Raw genomic sequence first — 19,258 nt, 5'->3', positions numbered from 1 at the left:
GCACTGACCACGGGGGATCGTCATGTTCGGAATCGTCAGGCCCTGCACTCGTCGGCTCGGAGAAAGCCTCAGGAACCAGTGGATGGCCCATTTGTGCGGGCTGTGTCTCGCTCTCCGCAAGGATCACGGCCAGTTCGCACGGGTCGTGACGAACTACGACGGCTTGCTGATATCGGTTCTGACGGAGGCTCAGACCGGCGGCGAATCCGGCGGAAGGCGTACGGCGGGACCGTGTCCGTTGCGGGGAATGCGGACCGCGTCCGTCGTACAGGGCGAGGGAGCACGGCTCGCGGCAGCCGTCTCGCTGGTGCTGGCCTCGGCCAAGGTGCGGGACCATGTCGCCGACGGCGACGGGATGCTGGCACGGCGGCCGGTGGCGGTCGCGGCGCGGAGGGTCGCCGAGGGATGGGGGCGGGCCGGGGAACGGACCGGGCTCGACGTGGGGTTCGACACGGCCGTACTCGTCGACGCGGTGGACCGGCAGTTCGGCATCGAGGCGCTGGCCGGGCCCGGGACGCCGATTCTGACGGTCACCGAGCCGACCGAGACCGCGACGGCAGCCGCCTTCGCGCATACGGCCGTGCTGGCGGGGCGGCCCGGGAACGCCCCGGCGCTCGCCGAGGCCGGGCTGCTCTTCGGGCGGCTGGCGCATCTGCTGGACGCGGTGGAGGACCGGGAGGCCGACGCCGCGTCGGGGGCGTGGAACCCGCTCACCGCCACGGGGACGTCCCTGGGGGAGGCGCGCAGGCTCGCCGACGACGCCGTCCACGGGGTGCGGCTCGCGTTGCGGGAGGCCGAGTTCGCCGACCCGGCGCTGGCTCATGTGCTGCTGGTGCACGAGCTTCGCAACTCGGTGGAGCGGGCGTTCAGCGCGCCACCGGAGCCGCCGTCCCGACGGGAGCGGCGGGGGCTGGTGGCGGGGTGCGCGGTCTGGGTGGGGCTCGCCTGCACCTGTCAGATGTGCTGCGGGACGTTCGAGGATCCCTGGAGCGGACAGCAACGGGACGGGGCGTGTCGTGGCACCGACTGCGGGGACTGCTGCGACTGCTGTGGCTGTTGCGGGGACGGATGCGACTGCGGGTGCGACTGCTGAGGGCAGTTCCGGCGGTGAGATCTCCGACGAGGCGTGCGCATGGTGGGGCGGTCTCCTGTGGGCGGGCAGCGCTGGGTGAGGGGAGGCGCGTGTGAAGGCGGAGAGGGCAAAGAAGGCCGAGAAGGCCCGCCAAGGGGAGAACGTGAAAAGGCGCCCCAGGGAATCAGGGCGCGCAGTGGGTCAGCTCAACAGGAGGAGGACCACACGCGACCGAAGTCGATGTGGGAGCGCCTGACCAGCCACTGCTGTGAATGCATGGGGTAAGTGGAACAGGCATCCGGTGGGGCGTCAACTGACCTGAGACGTACGGCTCACAGTATGGACAGCCTTGACAGGGCCGGGAAACGCACCCGTAGTCTCAAGGGGCGGTCCTGCTGAGGGGCTCGGCCGCACACGTGTGAAGGCACCCGTCCGAGTTCGACGACTCGATGTCACGGAGCCCTCGCATGTCCTGCGACACCCTCGCCAAAGCCCCCGCCGCACCGGACACACCGGATCACGCGGATTCCCCGCACACCGTCCCGCAGCGCCGCCCCGACCACTGGCCGGCCGCATTCGCCGTCCTCGTGCGGCTCGCCCACCACCGCGCCCATCGGGTCATCCCGCTGCTGATGGCGGGCATCGTCCGGTACACCCTCGTCACCTCGGTGCTCGGAGTGGGCCGGTACATCGTGGAGAAGCATCACGCACATGGCTCGGAGCGCACCCGATGAGGGGCTCGCTGGTGATAGTCGGGGCCGGACCGCGGGGGACCGGGCTGATCGAGCGGATCGCCGCCAACGCGCCCGAGCTGTACGAGGGTTCGGCCCACCAGGGGCTCGACATCCATCTGGTGGACCCGCATCCGCCCGGCGCCGGACGTATCTGGCGCGGGGCGCAGTCACCGCTGCTGTGGATGAACTCGCACGCCGAGGACGTCACCATGTTCACCGACGAGACGGTGGACATGGCAGGCCCCGTGCGCCCCGGCCCCACACTGCACGAGTGGGCCGGCATCGACGGCCGCACCTTCGCGGACCGGCAGCTCCAGGGCGGGTATCTGCGCTGGGTGCACGAGCAGGCGGTGGCGGCTCTCCCGGACGGTGTCACCGTCCACCACCATCCGCGCCGCGCCCTGCGTGTCAGCGGGCCGCGCGAGGGCAGACAACAGGTCTGGCTGGAGGGCCGCCCGAGACCGCTCCACGCCGACCTCGTCGTCCTCGCCCTGGGCCACCTCGACGCCGAACTCGACGACGAGCAGGTCGACTTGGCGGCCTACGCCCGCACCCACGACCTCGTCCACCTCCCGCCCGACTTCACCGCCGACAGCGACCTGTCCGCGCTCGCGCCCGGCGAACCCGTCCTGGTCCGCGGATTCGGGCTCGCCTTCGTCGACCTGATGGTGCTGCTCACCGAGGGCCGGGGCGGACGCCACGACGGGGACACCTACCTCCCGTCGGGGCGGGAGCCGGTGCTGTACGTCGGATCGCGGCGCGGAGTGCCGTACCACTCGAAGATCGGCTACGACTGGACCGGTGAGCGGCCGCCGCTGCCGCGCTTCCTGGGGCCGGCGCAGATCGACGAACTGCGTGCCCGGCCGGGGGGCTTCGACTTCGGGCGGGACGTGTGGCCGCTGATCGAGAAGGAGCTCGGGTTCGCGCACTACCACCGGCTGTTCACCGCGCATCCGGAACGGACCGCGATGTCCTTTGCCGACTTCGACGAGAAGTACGCCGCCATCGACGACCCCGTCGAACGGGAGACCCTGGCCGCCTCGGCCGTGCCCGACCCCCGTGACCGGCTCGACCTCGACGCGCTCGACCGGCCGTTGCAGGACGTCCGGTACGCGACGCACGAGGAGCTCCAGACGGGGGTGCGGCAGTATGTCGAGGCCGACCTGAGACGCGGTCATGACTCCGCGTACAGCCCGGACCTGGCCGTCTTCCTCGGGCTGCTCTCCGTCTACGGGCAACTGGTCCGGCTCGGGGACATCGGCCGACGGTGGCACGGCTTCTTCAGCTACCTCGCGTCCGGACCGCCCGGGCCCCGGCTGCGGCAGTTGCTCGCGCTGTCCCGGGCCGGGGTGGTCAGGTTCGTCGGGGCGGACATGGAAGTCCGCGCCGAGGACGGGCTGTTCCGGGCGTCGAGCCCCACGGTGCCGGGGCACTCGGTCGAGGCACGGGCCCTGGTGGAGGCCCGGCTGCCCGAGCCGACGCTCCGCCGGGCCCTCGACCCGCTGCTGCGCGAGCTGCACGCCGAGGGGGCCGCCGAGAGCCCGGACGGGCTGCTGCGCGTGGACCGCGCCGACGGACGCATCCTGGACCGCTCCGGCCGGCCACACCCACGGCGCTTCGCCCTCGGACCGCACACCGACGGACGGACACCCGGCGCCTTCACCCGGCCGCGTACAGGCGGGCCCGCCTTCAGACAGAACGACGCGACCGCACGGGCCGCGCTGCTGTTCCTCGGCGCGCGCACCGGCCGCGCGGCCGCCTGAGCCACCCGGACAGCCCACGTTGCCCGCACATGAGGGAAGTCAAGCGATGAGTGTCATGGTCGACATCAGATCCGTCCACAAGAGCTTCGGCCCGCTGAAGGTGCACAAGGGCATCGACCTCGAGCAGGGTCCGCCCGCCGGTGTGCTGGACAACCCGCGGCACGAACGCACGCGGGACTTTCTCCCGGAGGTGCTCTGATGCTGCATCTCGCCGCCGCTGTCGACCGGCCCACCGGCTACGACGCCGCCTCCTACGTCGACCTCGCACAGCTCGCGGAGCACGGCGGGTTCGACTTCGTCACGCTGCACGACACCTTCGCCCGGCCCGGCCCCGACGCCCTCGCCGTGCTGTCGGGCATCGCACCCGCCACCAGGCGGATCGGCCTGGTGCCCACCGTGACGACCACGCACACCGAGCGCTTCCAGGCGCAGGCCGCCGTCGCGGCCCTGGACCGGATCAGCGGGGGCCGGGCAGGCTGGCGGCTCGACATGTCGGCCACCGAGGATGAGGCCCGCCTCCTCGGCAGCCGGCACCCGGCTCCGCTCGGCCTCGCCCGTGCGGGGGGACCGGCGTCCCGGGCCGACGCGCTGGGGCAGAAGGCTGGTGAAGTCGCCGCCGCGGCCGCGGCGTTGTGGGACAGCAGGGAGGACGAGGCCGGGCCGCAGGACGTGCCGAGGGGCCGTCCCGCCGACCGGCACACGCCGTACCCCGTCGGCTTCCGGGACGCGGCCTTCTTCGCCCAGGGCCCCTCGACCGGGCCGCGGCCCCCGCAGCGCCACCCGGTCCGGGTGGCCGACGCCACCGACGCAGCCGCCTGGCAGACCGCCGCCCGGTACGCCGACGTGGTCCTGGTGCACGCCGCGAGCGCCGCACAGACAGCCGCCGCACGAGATCAACTCCGGGCCCAGGCCGCCGGGTTCGGCCGCGACCCCGACGAACTGCGGGTCCTCGCGAGCCTGCTCGTCGACCTCGGCGACGGCGAGTACGCGGCCGAACCGGGCCACGGCGGGGGCGGTCCCCGGCAGACCGAGCGGGGACCGTTGTACCGGGGCGGCCCTGTCGACCTCGCGGAACTGATCGCCACCTGGTACGCCGAGGGAGTCGTCGACGGCTTTCACCTCACGCCCACCGAGCCGTTCCGAGACCTGGAACGACTCGTCAACGGCACGGTGGCGCTGCTCCGGCACCGCGGACTGTTCCGCACCTTCTATCCGGGCGGCACGCTCAGGGAACACCTGGGCCTCACCGGGCCCGCCCGCCAGTAGGGGGTTCGTGTCCGCCGTACGACCCGCGCCGGAGGTTCCGGATCGGCTCGCGTTCGCCCTGTGACCGGCGCTGGTCGGTGCCGGGGCGCGTCACGCCGTACGGCATGCGGCGCACCGCCCGGGTCCCGCATGCGGGCGAGGGCGGGTGCTCAACCTCCCGGTCCGGGACGAGGGTTCGCGGTGGGCGGTTTTCGGCGATCCAGTGAGCGGGGACAGCGGCTGCCGATTCCGGTTCCTGTACCCGGCCGCGCCGGACGCGGAAGGCTGCGCGACGGCCGACGTGAACCGGGCGGTGCTGCCACCGTGCGCCTTCGCCGACCACTTCATCTGTCCGTTCCCGCCGCCGGACGACACCCTGGGCGTCGCCGTCCCGGCGGGGAGCGCGCCCTGGCCCGGTGAGCGGCCGATCCCTCCGGATCGCAAAGGTGTTTCAAAGATTGACGGCCGAAAGGCGCCCTTGCGCCTACCGTCCGTTCGGCCGAATACTCCCCCTCAGCGCTTGTCAGGGGCACAACGTGTTCGAAAACCGGACACGCTCGCCCCAGACTGCGCCTCACGGGCCCCGACCCCACGCGGGCCCCCGAATTCCCCTGGGAGGGAATGAAACGTGAGGATCAAGCGCACCACCCCCCGCAGTGGCATCACCAGACGGACCCGGCTGATCGCCGTTTCCACCGGACTCGTGGCCGCGGCCGCGATCGCGGTCCCCAGCGCGAACGCGAACTCCGCCACGCCATTCAGCACGGCCGAACTCAAGAGCGCCAGTGGCTCGGTGCTCAAGGCGGACATCCCCGGCACCGCCTGGGCCGTCGACAGCAAGACCAACCGCGTGGTCGTCACCGTGGACAGCACGGTCTCGCAGGCCGAGATCGCCAAGATCAAGGAGCAGGCCGGCGGCAACGCCGACGCGCTCACGATCAAGCGGACCCCGGGCAAGTTCAACAAGCTGATCTCAGGCGGCGACGCCATCTATGCGAGTAGCTGGCGCTGCTCCCTCGGCTTCAACGTCCGCAGCGGCAGCACCTACTACTTCCTGACCGCCGGTCACTGCACCGACGGCGCGGGCACCTGGTGGTCGAACTCCGCGCACACGACCACCCTGGGCGCGACGGCCGGGTCCAGCTTCCCGACCAACGACTACGGCATCGTCAAGTACTCCACCAGCTACCCGACGTCGTCGATCTCCGGCACCGTCGGCAGCGTCGACATCACCAGCGCAGCCACCCCGAGCGTGGGCACCACGGTCAACCGCCGCGGTTCCACCACCGGCATCCACAGCGGCCGGGTCACCGCGCTCAACGCGACCGTCAACTACGGCGGCGGTGACGTCGTCTACGGCATGATCCAGACCACGGTCTGCGCCGAGCCCGGCGACTCCGGCGGCCCGCTGTACGGCAGCAACGGTGTCGCCTACGGTCTGACCTCCGGCGGCAGCGGCAACTGCTCCTCCGGCGGCACGACCTTCTTCCAGCCGGTCACCGAGGCCCTGAGCGCGTACGGCGTCAGCGTCTTCTAGGACCGGGAGCAACGGCCCTTGTCGCAGCCGGCACCTGGTGAGCCCCCGTACGCGGTTGTCGTACGGGGGCTCACCGCGGTCGGGGCGCGGTTCCTTCCGGGGCGGCGCACAGCCAGTCCAGTACGGCCGGCAGAGCCTGGAGCGCCCCGAAGTGACCGGCGTCCGGCTCCAGGACGGGGCGCACACGGGGGATCCGGTTCGCGAGCCACTTGAAGTGGCCGGCCGGGAAGAACGTGTCCTGGGCGCCGTGCCACAACAGCACGGGCCGGGTGACGGCCGCCGGGTCGAAACCCCAGGTGCTGAGCAGGGCGAGGTAGTCGTCGAGCCAGCCGTACGCCGAACCGCGCAGCGCCTCGCGGTATCCGCGCAACAGCATCTCCCCGACGGCCGGGGTGGAAACGATCTGCCGGTCGGAGTCGGTGAGCCCGTCCCGGACGGAGACGAGCAGCTGTGCGGGGTCCCGGCGGATGTCGGCGGCGCGGGTGGCGAGCCGGCCGGCGAAGGCGAGCGGGTCGGTCAGCGCCAGGGTGAACTCCTCGACGTTGGACTCGGCCATGCCGTCGAACCAGCTCAGGTCCCGCGCGTCCGGCGGTGCGGGTGAAGCCAGTGCCGCCGCCCGTCGCACCCGGGAGGGCAGCAGCGCGGCGCAGGCCAGGGCGTGCGGGGCGCCGCCGGAGCGGCCCAGGACCGAGAAACGGTCGAGCCCGAGGTCGTCCGCCAGGTCCGCCACGTCCCGGGCGGTGTCGGCCACGCGCCGTCCCGGCAGGCGGTCCGAGTCGCCGTAGCCGGGGCGGTCGTAGGAGATGAACCGCGCTGTCGGATGCGCGGCGACGACGTCTTCGGGTACGACTCCGGAGCGGCAGCCCGGGGTGTCGTGCAGCAGCACCACCGGTGTGCCGTCCGGATCGCCGTACTCCTCGACCGCCAGCCGGCGGCCGTCCTGTGTCCTGATTCCGTGGACCACCTGTGTCCTCCGTCTCCCCAACGCGAACATCTCGGAGTTACCGTCGAAGTACACACCTTGAGCGCCTGGTTCGGACCCTGGGGGGCCGCAATGGTCGAGGAGCTGGTGGTGGCGGGCGTGACGCTCGTGTCCGCCGGAGCGGTGTACGCGATGGCAGCCGCGCGGGTCGTCAAACAGTACGAGCGGGGCGTGGTCTTCCGCCTCGGCAAGCTGCGGCCCGACGTGCGCGGGCCGGGGTTCACGATGATCGTCCCGGGCATCGACAAGCTCCGGAAGGTCAACATGCAGATCGTGACCATGCCGGTGCCGGGGCAGGAGGGCATCACCCGGGACAACGTCACGGTGCGGGTCGACGCCGTCGTCTACTTCAAGGTGACCTCGCCGGCCGAGGCGATCGTCCGGGTGGAGGACTACCGGTTCGCGGTCGCGCAGATGGCGCAGACCTCGCTGCGGTCCATCATCGGCAAGAGTGAACTGGACGAGCTGCTCGCCAACCGCGAAAAGCTCAACCAGGGACTGGAGTTGATGATCGACAGTCCGGCCGTGGAGTGGGGCGTCACCATCGACCGGGTCGAGATCAAGGACGTCTCGCTGCCCGAGACCATGAAGCGGTCCATGGCCCGGCAGGCCGAGGCGGACCGGGAGCGCCGGGCGCGGGTCATCAACGCGGACGCGGAGCTCCAGGCGTCGAAGAAGCTGGCCGAGGCGGCCAAGGAGATGTCCGAACAGCCCGCCGCGCTGCAACTGCGGTTGCTGCAGACGGTGGTTGCGGTGGCCGCGGAGAAGAACTCGACGCTGGTGCTGCCGTTCCCGGTGGAGTTGCTGCGGTTCCTGGAGCGGGCGCAGCCGGCGGTGGCGCCCGCGCAGCCCGCGGAGCCCGTGGCGCCGCCGACTGCGCGGCAACCGGTGCAGGAGCAACTTCCGTCCCCTGCGCCGCGTCCCGATCCTGCCCCCGAAGAGTCGAATTCAAGACAGGACTAGACCTCACGCACAGCTGATGGGTTACTCGCACGTAGTGTTTGCAGTGCGAATTCGCCTGGTGTGACTGTGCACGGTCAAATCAAAAGGGGCGCGCAACCGCGTTCTACGCGCGTCCTGAAGTCAACCTTGTGCGCCCCCTGGGGGGTTCGGAAGAGTAGGCGCTTGTCAACCAGCCTTCCGGTCCAGGGAATCCCCACACTCTCCTGGACCGACCCCCCCCCACAGGAGGACGCGAGTTGAAGCACCGACGTATACCCAGGCGGCGGATCGTCGTGGCAGGCGCGGGTGTTGCCGCGCTGGTCGCCGCGGGAGTCACCTTGCAGACTGCGAACGCCAGCGAGGCGCCGGCCTCGCCCGAAGTCAAGACCCTCTCGGCCCTCGCGGCCGGAAAGCTCGCCTCGACGCTCGGAGCCGACCTCGGCGCGGACGCGGCCGGAACGTTCTACGACGCGAAGACCAAAAGTCTCGTGGTGAACGTGCTCGACGAGGACGCGGCGCGGACCGTGTCGGCGGCCGGGGCCTCGGCGAGAATCGTGGCGAACTCCCTCGCCGAGCTGAAGAGCGCGCACACGACGCTCAAGAGCGACGCGACCATCCCGGGGACGTCCTGGGTGACCGACCCGACGACCAACAAGGTCGTCGTCACCGCCGACCGTACGGTGTCCGACGCCGAGTGGGCCAAGCTCACGAAGGTGGTCGACGGACTGGGCCAGGTGGCCGAACTCCAGCGCACGAAGGCGGAGTTCAAGCCCTTCGTCGCGGGTGGCGACGCGATCTCCGGGTCCGGCGGGCGGTGCTCGCTGGGGTTCAACGTGGTCAAGGGCGGCGAGCCGTACTTCCTGACCGCGGGGCACTGCACCGAGGCGATCTCGACCTGGTCGGACTCCAGCGGCAACGAGATCGGCACCAACGAGGTGTCGAGCTTCCCGGACAACGACTTCGGGCTGGTGAAGTACACGGCCGATGTCGCCCACCCCAGCGAGGTGGACCTCTACAACGGGTCCGCGCAGGCGATCACGGGAGCGGCGTCGGCGACCGTCGGTCAGTCCGTGACACGCAGCGGGTCCACGACCCAGGTGCACTCCGGGAAGGTCACCGGGCTGGACGCGACCGTGAACTACGGCAACGGGGACATCGTGAACGGGCTGATCCAGACCGATGTGTGCGCGGAGCCCGGGGACAGCGGCGGGTCGCTGTTCTCCGGCAGCAGCGCGATCGGTCTGACGTCGGGCGGCAGCGGTGACTGCACCTCCGGCGGGGAGACGTTCTTCCAGCCGGTGACGGAGGCGCTGTCGGCGACCGGGACGTCGATCGGCTGACGGTCCGGCACTGTGGAGTCCCGCCCCTCGTGTGAGGGGCGGGACTTTCGCGTGTCCCCGGCCGCCAGACGAACCTGCCCGGCCGACCGACGGCGGCCGCGGGGCGGAGGCGCGCTGCTTGGCCGCACCCCCGCGAGGCCGAGCCGTGCCGAGCCCCGGCGAGCCGTGCCGTGCCCCCTGTACGTGAGCGCTGACGGGCAGGTCCGTTTGGCCACCGGGGTCCTGCGCGGTCTGCGCCCGGGCCGCGATCCCAACTGCTCTGCCCTGCGGGGGAGGTGACGGAAGGGCGTCTGTTTCCGGACGCTGCTCACTCTGCCAAAGAATCGATGATGTGTTCGAACACGGTCGCTGACCGGGACTGATGGGGTTAGAGTAATCGAACGAGCGTGCGATAGCGATATCGGACGTATGGCTGAAAAGGGGTGGAGTGGTGGAGGTATGGCATGACGGGCTTCGCCCATCTGCACGTCGCGTCCGGTTACTCCGCCCGCTACGGCGCCTCCCACCCCGAACAGCTCGTCCGGCGGGCGGCCGGGCGAGGCATGTCCGCGCTCGCGCTCACCGACCGGGACACGGTCACCGGGGCCGTGAGATTCGCCCATGCCTGTGCGAAAGAGGGGGTCCGGCCGGTCTTCGGTATCGACCTCGCGGTGGAGGCCCTGGCGCCCCGGCCGCCCGTCCGGTGGCACCGCACTCCGGCCCGCGGTGGCGCGCACGTCGTCGAGCCGCCGTTGCGGTTCGTCCTGCTCGCGCAGAACCGGGCGGGCTGGGCACGGCTGTGCCGCATCACGTCAGCCGCCCATGTCGGCGCTGTGTCCGGTACGGCGCCGGTGGTGCCGTGGGAGGCGCTGCGTGAGTACGGCGGTCCAGGCCTGACCGTTCTGCTCGGACCGCTCTCGGAGCCCGTGCGGGCGCTGTCGGTGGGCAGGGGGGACGTCGCGATGAAGCTGCTGGCGCCCTGGAAGGAGATCTTCGGAAGTGGGGTCCGATTGGAAGTCGTTGCGCAGAAACGTTTCGGCACAGGTCCGGGATCCCTGCGCCTGGCCGCCCGCACCCTCGTGCTGGCCGACCGCACCCGCACCCCCGCCGTGCTCTCCAACGCCGTCCGCTACGCCGACCACGACCAGCACCGCCTCGCCGACGTCCTGGATGCCGCACGGCTACTGAGACCGATCGACCGGCGCCACTTGGACAGCCGACAGCGCTGGCTCAAGGACGAGAAAGGGATGGAGACCGTCGCGCGAATGATCATCGAATGTGCCGGAGCGGACATCCGCCGGACCCGCCGTCTGATGGCGGACACCGCCGCCACGGCAGCCGAATGCACCGTCGATCCGGTCGAGGACCTCGGGCTCGGCGCCCGGCACTTCCCGGAACCGTGGCTCTTCGGCGCCAGGCCCCGGCCGGACGGGGCCGCACAGTTGCTGCGCCGACAGTGCGAGGCGGGCATGGCCCGACGCGGCCTCGACCGTGACCGGACGGCGCTCGACCGGCTGGACGAAGAACTCAAGGTGATTTCCACGCTGGACTACAACTCGTACTTCCTCGCCGTCGGCCAGGTCGTGGCCGACATCCGGGCCAAGGGCATCCGGGTCGCGGCCCGCGGCTCCGGCGCCGGCTCGCTGGTCTGTCACACGCTGGACATCGCCACAGCCAACCCGCTCGACCACCGCCTGCTGTTCGAACGCTTTCTGAGTGTGCGCCGGGCTTCGCTGCCCGACATCGACATCGACGTGGAGTCCGCCCGCCGGCTGGAGTGCTACGACACGATCTTCGAACGGTTCGGCAAGGAACGGGTGGCGGTCACCGCCATGCCCGAGACCTACCGGGCCCGCCGCGCCCTGCGCGACACCGGCCTCGCCCTCGGCATCGCGCCCGCGGACGTCGACCGGATCGCCAAAAGTTTCCCGCACCTGCGTGCCTCCGACATCACCGGCGCCCTCGCCGAACTGCCCGAGCTGCGTCAACTCGCCGCCGAGGCGGACCGGTTCGGGCCACTGTGGGAGCTGGCGGAAGGCCTCGACTCCCTGGTCCACGGCATGGCCATGCACCCCTGCGGAGTCGTCATCAGCGACGCCACCCTCCTGGACCGGCTGCCGGTGCAGCCCACGCCCCAGGGCGACTACCCCATGGCCATGGCGGCGAAGGAGGAGATCGAGGCGCTGGGCAACATCAAACTCGACGTCCTGGGCGTGCGGATGTTGTCCTCAATGGCTCACACGATCACCGAGATCGAACGGGTGACCGGCAATCGCATCGATCTGGACGACCCGAAACAGGTGCCGCTCGACGACGTCTTCGCCTTCAAGCTCATCCAGGACAGCCGGACCCTGGGCCTGTTCCAACTGGAGTCGCCCGGCCAGCAGGATCTTCTGTCCCGGCTTCAGCCGCGCGACCCGCAGGACGTCATCGCCGACATCAGCCTTTTCCGTCCTGGTCCGGTCGCAGGCGGCATGCCCGAGCGGTACATCGCCGCCCGGCACGGCGGCACGCCTTCTTACGCCCATCCTGACCTGGAACCCGTCCTCGCCGACACCTACGGCGTGACCATCTGGCACGAACAGATCATCGAAACCCTGTCGGTCATGACCGGCTGCGACTACGCGCTGGCGGAGATCGCCAGGCGAGCCCTCGGCGACAAGAACCGGCTGCCCGGCATCAGGGACTGGTTCCACGGCCTGGCACGCGCGCGTGGCTACAGCGCGGCCGTCCGGGACGAGGTGTGGAAGACCGTCGAGGCCTTCGGCGCGTACGGCTTCTGCCGCGCCCACGCGGTCGCCTTCGCGGTACCCGCTCTGCAGAGCGCCTGGCTCAAGGCGCACTACCCGGCATTCCTGCTGGCCGGCCTCCTCGAACACGACCCCGGTATGTGGCCCAAGCGCGTCCTGGTCTCCGATGCCCGCCGTGGCGGCGTGCAGATCCTGCCCGTCGACATCAACCACTCCCAGGTGAAGCACACGGTGGAGAAGACCGACGGGGACCAGTGGGGCGTACGGCTCGCACTGTCCGGGGTGCGAGGCATCAGCGAGGAGGAGTGCGCCCGGATCGAGGGGGGACAGCCGTACGGATCGCTGTCGGACTTCTGGCAGCGGGCCCACCCCAGCCGCCCTGTCGCCGAACGCCTCGCCGAGATCGGCGCCCTGAACTGTCTGCACGACGGCCGTCTCACCCGACGTGATCTGCTGCTCCAGATCGCCGAGTTGCATCGGCAGTCCCGCACCCGGTCCGCGCACGAGGGTCAACTGCCCATCGATGCGGGCGCAGTCGGCGGCACGGAACCCAGCGGGCTGCCGGAGATGACCGGACGCGAGGCCCTGAGCGCCGAGCTGAACACGCTCGGCATCGACGTCTCCAAGCACCTGATGGAACACCACCATCGGTTGCTGCGTGAGGTCGGCGCGACCGACGCGGCGCACCTGGCCGGGATGCGCGCCGGTCAGCAGGTTCTCGTCGCGGGCGTACGGGCCTCGACCCAGACCCCGCCGATCGCCAGCGGCAAGCGCGTCATCTTCGTCACCCTGGAGGACGGTTCCGGCCTGGTCGACCTGGCCTTCTTCGAGGACTCCCACCCGGCCTGCGCGCACACCGTCTTCCACAGCGGCCTGCTGCTGGTGCGCGGCACGGTCCAGGTGCGCGGCACCCGCCGTACCGTCGTCGGCTCCATGGCCTGGGACCTCGACGAGATCGCCGCCGCCCGTCGCGACCACGGTCCCGAGGCCGCCCTCGCCCTCCTCGGCGAGACCCGCCCGCACCCGACCCCCGCCCAGCAGCCGCATCGCACTCTGATCAACGGCACCACCGGCGCGCGCCTGCACCCCTATGCCGACCTCCAGCCTGCCGGCACCCGCTCCGCCGACCTGAAGAAGTTCGGCCACCGCAGCCCGGGTTCTCCAGGCTGAGTCGAAGAGGTTGATGGGCGATTTGGCCTGCACGGACGCGAAGGCGTACTCGTGGTCGATCGACAGTTCGGCCGCCGTGGCGATCGCATTGGCCGCCGGTTCGATGACCCAGCACTGCCGGATCGGCAGGTCCGGGTCCAGCTTGTGCTTGGTCGCCTTCACGGCAGGGCTGCCGTGGTACTCGACGACCGAGTCCTTAAGGATGTCGCGGACCTCGATGTCGACCTCCTCGCCCCGACCGTGCCGCAGACCGACGGCGCCCTGCACCCGGCCGTCGAGGTGTCCGGCGACCGGCCGGTCCGGGTGCGCGATCCGGCGCGCGATGAGGACCCTCAGCCGCCCTGCGAGTTCGTGTGGGCGCCGCGATCCCGCCGGGTAGCCGGCCGGCAACAGCCTGATCCACTCTGTCACCACGTGGTGCAGGTCCGGCATCTCCCGCGCCAGCGAGGCGTCCTGTGCCGCCGCGACCGTCGCGTCGACGTGGGTGCAGAAGCTGCCGATGGCGTGCCGGTACGTGCGGCACGATCCCACCCGGAAGCCCGTCGAGGCCGCCTCGCGCACGTGCGGTGTGCAGGTCACTATTTTGTGGTCGAGGCACCTTCCCGGACCGTGCGTCGACGACAAGCCGACTGGCCACCACGGGGGTAGGGCAGATCACAGCCCGGGGAGTCAGCTGTCCAGAACATTGAAGGCGAGATCATAAAGGCCCAGTCCTTTCGGCCCGGCCGGCAGGACGCCGGCATCGAGCCGGGCGTATGCGGACCCGCCCGGTGCGCCTATGCGTGACCGAGAGGTGCGTCACTTCCGCCGTCGATGAGGTGCGCCTGGGCTTTGCTGCCGTGGAAGTCGCGGGAGCGCTGCGCGGTGCCGAAGCCGCCGTAGGGGTAGCCGCCGCGCGTGGGTGCGCTGACGGTGTCGAGGGCTGCGGTGCTGTCTGCGTCGAGGTGCAGTTCGGCCGCCCCGAGGTTGTCGGTGAGGTGGGTGAGGGTGAGGGTGCGGGCGCCGACGATGGGAGCGGCGACGGAGGGCTGGTCGGCTGCCCAGGCCAGGGCGACTTGGCTGGGCGTGTTGCCGGTCTCACGGGCGATGTGGACGACCGTGTCGATGGTGTGCCAGTTGCGGTCGGAGGCGGCGTACTCGGCGGAGACCCACTGGTAGAGCTTGTCGTCCGAGCCGGCGCGGGTGTCGGGGGCAGGGGTGGTGCCGCGCTGGTACTTGCCGGTGAGGAAGCCGCCGGCGAGGGGGGACCAGGGCAGGAGGGAGACGTTGTTGTGCAGTGCGGCGGGGATGACTTCGTATTCGCTCTCCCGGGAGAGCAGGCTGTACTGCTGCTGGAGTGTCACGGGCATGTGGGTGCCCATCTGCTGTGCGGTGGAGAGGGTGAGCTGGAGCTGCCAGCCGGTGAAGTTGGACAGTCCCAGATAGTTGATTTTTCCCGCGTGGACGGCGTCGTCGAGGAAGGACAGCGTCTCCTCGATCGGCGTCAGAGGGTCCCAGGCGTGGATCTGGTACAGGTCGACGTGGTCGCGTCCGAGGCGGCGCAGGGAGGTGTCCAGCGAGCGCCGCATTTGTCGGCGTGTGGAGCCGAGGCTGTTGACGTCGGTGCCGGTGCCGAAGCGGCCCTTGGTGGCCAGGACGACGCGGTCGGTGACGTCCGTGGGGCGGCTGGCGAACCAGCGGCCGATGATCTCTTCGCTGCTTCCACCGCCGTAGACGTTGGAGGTGTCGACCAAGTTTCCGCCTGCGTCCACGAACGCGTCGAGGAGCGCGAACGCTTCGTCTTCCGGGGTCTGGACGCCTAAGTACATGGCGCCGAACGCGATGCGGGAGACGGCGGTTCCGGTGTTGCCGAGCTTGCGGTACTCCATGGTGCTCCTTGTCGTTGTGCGGCTCACGCCGCGGTGGGGGAGAGCTGCGGCGGGCCCGGGACCACCGGGACGGTTCATGACACCGGCCGGAGCCAACGACTTCAGCCCGCTTGGCGGATGGTGGAGGCTCGCCGGGCGGTTCAGTGGTGCCGGGGGTGCGTGGTGAGGGTGTCGAGGTTGATGGTTCCGCGCTGCAGTTTCGCGTCGTGGGGTGCGTTTAGTCCGGCATTGGCGATGTACAGCTGGTTGCCGCGTACGGCGGTGGTGGTGGGTGAGGCGAGGCCGTCGTCGACGGTCAGGGCGCTCTCGTGGGCCCCGTTCGCGTGCACGACGCTGACCCGGTCGGTCGGGTCGTTCTGAGCGGCGAAGACCGTGTCGGAGCGGTTGTTGAGGAAGGAGAAGTCGTCGAGGTCGGGGAGGTTGTCGGCGACTGTGCGGATGGGGCCGGGGGTTTCGTGGGCGGTGACGGGGATCCTCAGCAGCGTGCCCTGGTTGAAGTTGCTCACCCATACGGCGCCCTTGTGGAAGCGGACGCCGTTCACGCCCAGCTTCAGTGATGCATTGGGGTCGGGCGCGAGCTCCGGGCCGGTCAGCCAGACCCTCGCCGCCCCGCCGGAGACGGGCACGGCCCACACCGTGCCGTTCAGGCTGTCGGCGGCGTAGAGGGTGCGGCCGGCCTGATCGATGGCCAGGCCGTTGGGCAGGCCATCGGGGAGGGCGGCCAGACGCTGGGGGCGGCCGTGTGGGGGCAGTTTCCAGGTCCCGTTCCGGGAGGCGTCGTCGGAGTCCACGTTGTAGTAGACGGTGCCGTCGTCGCCGCGGGTATTGCCGGTGATCTGATCGCCCAGGTGCCCGCCGACGAGGGTGGTGCGCTGCCCGGATGCGGTGATGTGCACGAGCTTGGGCGGCTTGTTCGCGGGGACGCCCAGCATGGACACGGTCAGGGAACCGTCCGGGTTGGTGGTGATGTTCTCGGGTGAGTCGCCGGAGGCGAAGTCGAACGCGGCCGCGGTCTTCACCCGGGTGATGACCGGCTGCGTCCGGTCTCCTCCGGTGACGGCGGACGCCGACGGGGCCGAGACGAGAACAGTCGCCAGAGCGGGGATTGCTGCGGCGTGAGCGAATCGCATGCGCATGGTGTTGCCTCCTGTGGAAGCGGCCGGAGGACGACGCGGTGGTGCCGTACGTCTTTTCGGACCGAGCGGTGTCCCAACCGGCCGTCTGGTGGCCGGGGAAGGGACTACGGGAGCGAGTCGCGGCGCGGCATCAGGTGTCGAACCGCACCCCGCCGAGCCACGTGACCTTTTCGGGGTCGTGGTGGTCGAAGATGCGGCTGCGACTCGTGTCCAGGCCGGCGATGCGTGCCATCTCGTCGGTGGTGAGCTGGAAGTCGAAGACGTCGAGGTTTGCTGCCATGCGTTCGGGCCGTACCGACTTCGGGATCGCGACGATCTCGCGCTGGACGAGCCAGCGAAGGGCGATCTGGGCGACGGACTTGTCGTGGGTGCGGGCGATGTCGACGAGCACGGGGTTGTCGAAGAAGCCCTGACCGCCTTCGGCGAGCGGCCCCCAGGACTCGTGCTGGACGCCGTGCTCACGCATCAGGTTCTGGTCGCCCGCGCGCTGGAAGAAGACGTGCGTCTCGATCTGGTTGACGGCGGGGACGATTTCGTTGTGGGTGATGAGGTCGGCGAGCCGGTCGGGGTGGAAGTTGCTGACGCCGATCGCCCGGGTGCGGCCGGCCCGGTTGAGGTCTTCCATGGCCCGCCAGGCGCCGTAGTAGTCGCCGAAGGGCTGGTGGATCAGGTAGAGGTCGAGGTGGTCGATACCGAGGCGGTCGAGCGAGCGGTCGAAGGCGCGCTTGGCGCTGTCCTGGCCGTAGTCCTGGATCCACAGTTTCGTGGTGATGAACAGTTCGTCGCGGGGGATGCCGCTGGCGGCGATCGCCCGGCCCACGGCGCGTTCGTTCTCGTACGCCGCGGCGGTGTCGAGCAGGCGGTAGCCGGCTTCGAGCGCGGCCTCCACCGCCTGCTGGGTCTGGTCTTCGGGGATCTGGAAGACGCCAAAGCCGAGGATCGGCATCTGCACGCCGTTGTTGAGGGAAACCTGGGGGATCTTGCTGTTCATGGCGGAGACCTTCGCTTTCTGGCTGTGGGGGCGTCGGCCGGGTAGCAGCCGTCTGCTCAGCGGTGCTTGACGCCGGCCTGGGCGGAAGGGGCGAGGGTGGGTTCGGTGACGGGGACGTCGCCCAGGGCCTGGTCGACGGCCGCCAGCAGGTCGTCCGACAGCTTCACGCCGGAGGCGGCGGCGTTGGCGTGGACCTGTTCGGGGCGGGAGGCGCCGGTGACGGCGGAGGCGACTTCGCTGCGGCGCAGGACCCAGGTGTCAGCTCCGCGCTGATGCCGCCTTGCGGTGGGAGGCGGCCAGCAGGCCCAGCGGCAGCAGGGCCGCGAGAGCGAAGGCGAAGCCGGTCAGCGACGGGCCTTTGAGGCCCAGGCTGGAGGTCAGGGCGATGCCGCCGAGCCAGGAACCTGTGGCGATGCCGACCTGGAAGGCGGACGTGGCCAGGGCCATGGGCAGGGACCGGCCGGCTCCGGCGATGCGGACGACCTCGCCGACGACGATGGGGTTGCAGGCGAAGCCGGCCGCGCCGAGCAGCACGACCAGGACCACGGCCACGACACTGTTGGTCGCCCACAGGGTGATGGCACCCAGGATCGCGGCCGTGACTGCGGTGGCCGGGATGAGCGTGGTGTAGGGCCGTCGGTCACCGAGGCGTCCGCCGACCGTGGTGCCGGCCAGCGCACCGATGCCGAAGCCGAGCATCGCCAGCGGTACCACGGAACTCGCGAGGTGGGCCCGCTCGGTCAGCAGCGGGGCGACGTAGCTGTAGGCACCCATGATGCCGGCCTGGATGAGCGCGATGGCCAGGTAGACCAGCCACAGGCGCGGATGCTTGAGCGCGGCCGTCTCGGCGCGCAGGGAGCTGTCGGCACGTGTGGTGTCGGCGGGCAGCCGGCGAGCCACCACCACGGCGGCGGCCACGGCGAGAGCGGCGAGCATCCAGAAGGGTGCCTGCCAGCCGCCCAGCTGGCCGGCTGCCGTACCGAGCGGGACGCCGACGATGTTGGCGAGGGTGATGCCGCCGACCATCACGCCCGTGGCACGGGTACTGGCGGCCGGTCCCGCGGCGGCGGTCGCCACCACCGCGCCCACGGCCCAGAAGGTGCCGTTGCCCAGCGCGGCGGCGACCCGGCCGACGAGCGCGAGCCCCAGGCTGGAGCTGAGCGCGCTGACGACGTGACCCGCGGCGAAGACCAGCAGCGCGGCGACCAGGGCCGAGCGACGCGGCAGGCGCCGGGTCGCAATCGACATCACGGGCGCGCCGATCATCATGCCTACGGCGAAGGCGGTGATCAGCGTCCCGGCGCTGGAGACGCTGACACCGAGAGCGCCGGAAATCTCCGGCAGCAGGCCGGAGACGACGAACTCGCTGGTGCCCATGATGAAGGTGATGGCACCCAGCAGCCACACCACCGGCGGCAGCTTGACCTTCCCGGCAGGCGCTGCTGTGCCGCCGTCACCCGTGAGGGGTGCGGTGGCCGAGTGATCCGGCTTCGTGGACGAGGGGGAACTCACTGACGATCCTTTCAGGCGAGCCGGCGCGGGCCCCGGTCATCCGGAGGCGTTCCGGCAAAGCGGCATGCGCGCCGTAGGTGGTGCGGGCGGAGCACTTCTGGCCCGCCGCAATCCACCAAACCAGCAGCCGAGCCCGGCAGGCAGTCACGCTTGTGAGGGGTAACAGCAGGGACCCCCTCATGGCGAGAACGTAAGCGTGTACACGGCGAATCGGGGTAGCGGCCGCGGCACGGGAGG

The 19,258-nt window shown here is 70.7% G+C and carries 15 protein-coding genes; 10 read left to right on the top strand and 5 right to left on the bottom strand.

All coding sequences use genetic code 11. From position 1 onward, the window contains the following. Nucleotides 1–22: 22 nt before the first annotated feature. From OHT57_RS11160 to OHT57_RS11130, 7 genes are all read left to right on the top strand, one after another. Nucleotides 23–1,093: a DUF5685 family protein gene (locus tag OHT57_RS11160; RefSeq protein WP_328745985.1), complete on the top strand. Its 1,071-nt coding sequence runs from the start codon at nucleotides 23–25 to the stop codon at nucleotides 1,091–1,093. A gap of 446 nt (nucleotides 1,094–1,539) precedes the next feature. Continuing rightward, nucleotides 1,540–1,806 (top strand): hypothetical protein, encoded by a 267-nt coding sequence (locus OHT57_RS11155; RefSeq protein WP_328745984.1) that lies wholly within the window; start codon nucleotides 1,540–1,542, stop codon nucleotides 1,804–1,806. After that, nucleotides 1,803–3,569: an FAD/NAD(P)-binding protein gene (locus OHT57_RS11150; RefSeq protein WP_328745983.1), complete on the top strand. Its 1,767-nt coding sequence runs from the start codon at nucleotides 1,803–1,805 to the stop codon at nucleotides 3,567–3,569. Before OHT57_RS11155 ends, OHT57_RS11150 begins: the two co-directional genes overlap by 4 nt. A gap of 46 nt (nucleotides 3,570–3,615) precedes the next feature. Beyond that, entirely contained in the window at nucleotides 3,616–3,768 is a 153-nt protein-coding gene (locus OHT57_RS47420; protein ID WP_443053438.1) for a hypothetical protein, read from the top strand. Continuing rightward, on the top strand, nucleotides 3,768–4,835 hold the full coding sequence (locus OHT57_RS11140) for an LLM class flavin-dependent oxidoreductase (protein ID WP_328745982.1): 1,068 nt from the start codon (nucleotides 3,768–3,770) through the stop codon (nucleotides 4,833–4,835). The genes OHT57_RS47420 and OHT57_RS11140 overlap by 1 nt, the downstream gene beginning before the upstream one ends. A 145-nt stretch (nucleotides 4,836–4,980) precedes the next feature. Next, nucleotides 4,981–5,439, top strand: a complete 459-nt coding sequence (locus OHT57_RS47415; protein ID WP_443053437.1) for a DUF1684 domain-containing protein — start codon at nucleotides 4,981–4,983, stop codon at nucleotides 5,437–5,439. 3 nt (nucleotides 5,440–5,442) lie between these two features. Beyond that, complete coding sequence (locus OHT57_RS11130; RefSeq protein ID WP_328745981.1) at nucleotides 5,443–6,351, top strand: S1 family peptidase; 909 nt, start codon at nucleotides 5,443–5,445, stop codon at nucleotides 6,349–6,351. A gap of 70 nt (nucleotides 6,352–6,421) precedes the next feature. Here the strand turns inward: OHT57_RS11130 and OHT57_RS11125 are convergent, their stop codons facing one another. After that, on the bottom strand, nucleotides 6,422–7,315 hold the full coding sequence (locus tag OHT57_RS11125) for an alpha/beta fold hydrolase (RefSeq protein ID WP_328745980.1): 894 nt from the start codon (nucleotides 7,313–7,315) through the stop codon (nucleotides 6,422–6,424). A gap of 90 nt (nucleotides 7,316–7,405) precedes the next feature. Between OHT57_RS11125 and OHT57_RS11120 the strand changes: the two genes are divergently transcribed. The 3 genes from OHT57_RS11120 to OHT57_RS11110 all read left to right on the top strand — a co-directional run bounded on the left by OHT57_RS11120 (nucleotide 7,406) and on the right by OHT57_RS11110 (nucleotide 13,514). Then, nucleotides 7,406–8,296, top strand: a complete 891-nt coding sequence (locus tag OHT57_RS11120; protein ID WP_328753170.1) for a slipin family protein — start codon at nucleotides 7,406–7,408, stop codon at nucleotides 8,294–8,296. Between the two features lie 236 nt (nucleotides 8,297–8,532). After that, nucleotides 8,533–9,615, top strand: a complete 1,083-nt coding sequence (locus OHT57_RS11115; protein ID WP_328745979.1) for a S1 family peptidase — start codon at nucleotides 8,533–8,535, stop codon at nucleotides 9,613–9,615. A 443-nt stretch (nucleotides 9,616–10,058) separates the two neighbouring features. Beyond that, nucleotides 10,059–13,514, top strand: a complete 3,456-nt coding sequence (locus OHT57_RS11110; protein ID WP_328745978.1) for a DNA polymerase III subunit alpha — start codon at nucleotides 10,059–10,061, stop codon at nucleotides 13,512–13,514. A 776-nt stretch (nucleotides 13,515–14,290) separates the two neighbouring features. Here OHT57_RS11110 and OHT57_RS11105 read toward each other — a convergent pair. The 4 genes from OHT57_RS11105 to OHT57_RS11090 form a co-directional block, all read right to left on the bottom strand. Then, nucleotides 14,291–15,382 (bottom strand): aldo/keto reductase, encoded by a 1,092-nt coding sequence (locus OHT57_RS11105; protein WP_328745977.1) that lies wholly within the window; start codon nucleotides 15,380–15,382, stop codon nucleotides 14,291–14,293. Between the two features lie 140 nt (nucleotides 15,383–15,522). Then, the gene (locus OHT57_RS11100) at nucleotides 15,523–16,518 is read right to left on the bottom strand and encodes a hypothetical protein (RefSeq protein ID WP_328745976.1); all 996 of its coding nucleotides are present in this window, start codon (nucleotides 16,516–16,518) and stop codon (nucleotides 15,523–15,525) included. A 130-nt stretch (nucleotides 16,519–16,648) separates the two neighbouring features. Beyond that, nucleotides 16,649–17,497 carry an aldo/keto reductase gene (locus OHT57_RS11095; protein ID WP_328753169.1) on the bottom strand — a complete coding sequence of 283 codons (849 nt, stop codon included), beginning with the start codon at nucleotides 17,495–17,497 and terminating at the stop codon, nucleotides 16,649–16,651. A gap of 270 nt (nucleotides 17,498–17,767) precedes the next feature. Beyond that, nucleotides 17,768–19,021, bottom strand: a complete 1,254-nt coding sequence (locus OHT57_RS11090) for an MFS transporter (RefSeq protein ID WP_328745975.1) — start codon at nucleotides 19,019–19,021, stop codon at nucleotides 17,768–17,770. Nucleotides 19,022–19,258 lie beyond the last annotated feature (237 nt).

This window comes from Streptomyces sp. NBC_00285 (assembly GCF_036174265.1).
In the GTDB taxonomy this organism is placed as follows: domain Bacteria; phylum Actinomycetota; class Actinomycetes; order Streptomycetales; family Streptomycetaceae; genus Streptomyces.
This window is presented reverse-complemented; position numbering and strand designations above follow the sequence as displayed.

Coding starts and splice junctions, on each gene's coding strand:
- OHT57_RS11160 (WP_328745985.1), top strand. CDS start 23: ATGTTCGGAATCGTCAGGCCCTGCACTCGTCGGCTCGGAGAAAGCCTC.
- OHT57_RS11155 (WP_328745984.1), top strand. CDS start 1,540: ATGTCCTGCGACACCCTCGCCAAAGCCCCCGCCGCACCGGACACACCG.
- OHT57_RS11150 (WP_328745983.1), top strand. CDS start 1,803: ATGAGGGGCTCGCTGGTGATAGTCGGGGCCGGACCGCGGGGGACCGGG.
- OHT57_RS47420 (WP_443053438.1), top strand. CDS start 3,616: ATGAGTGTCATGGTCGACATCAGATCCGTCCACAAGAGCTTCGGCCCG.
- OHT57_RS11140 (WP_328745982.1), top strand. CDS start 3,768: ATGCTGCATCTCGCCGCCGCTGTCGACCGGCCCACCGGCTACGACGCC.
- OHT57_RS11120 (WP_328753170.1), top strand. CDS start 7,406: ATGGTCGAGGAGCTGGTGGTGGCGGGCGTGACGCTCGTGTCCGCCGGA.
- OHT57_RS11110 (WP_328745978.1), top strand. CDS start 10,059: ATGACGGGCTTCGCCCATCTGCACGTCGCGTCCGGTTACTCCGCCCGC.
- OHT57_RS11105 (WP_328745977.1), bottom strand. CDS start 15,382: ATGGAGTACCGCAAGCTCGGCAACACCGGAACCGCCGTCTCCCGCATC.
- OHT57_RS11100 (WP_328745976.1), bottom strand. CDS start 16,518: ATGCGCATGCGATTCGCTCACGCCGCAGCAATCCCCGCTCTGGCGACT.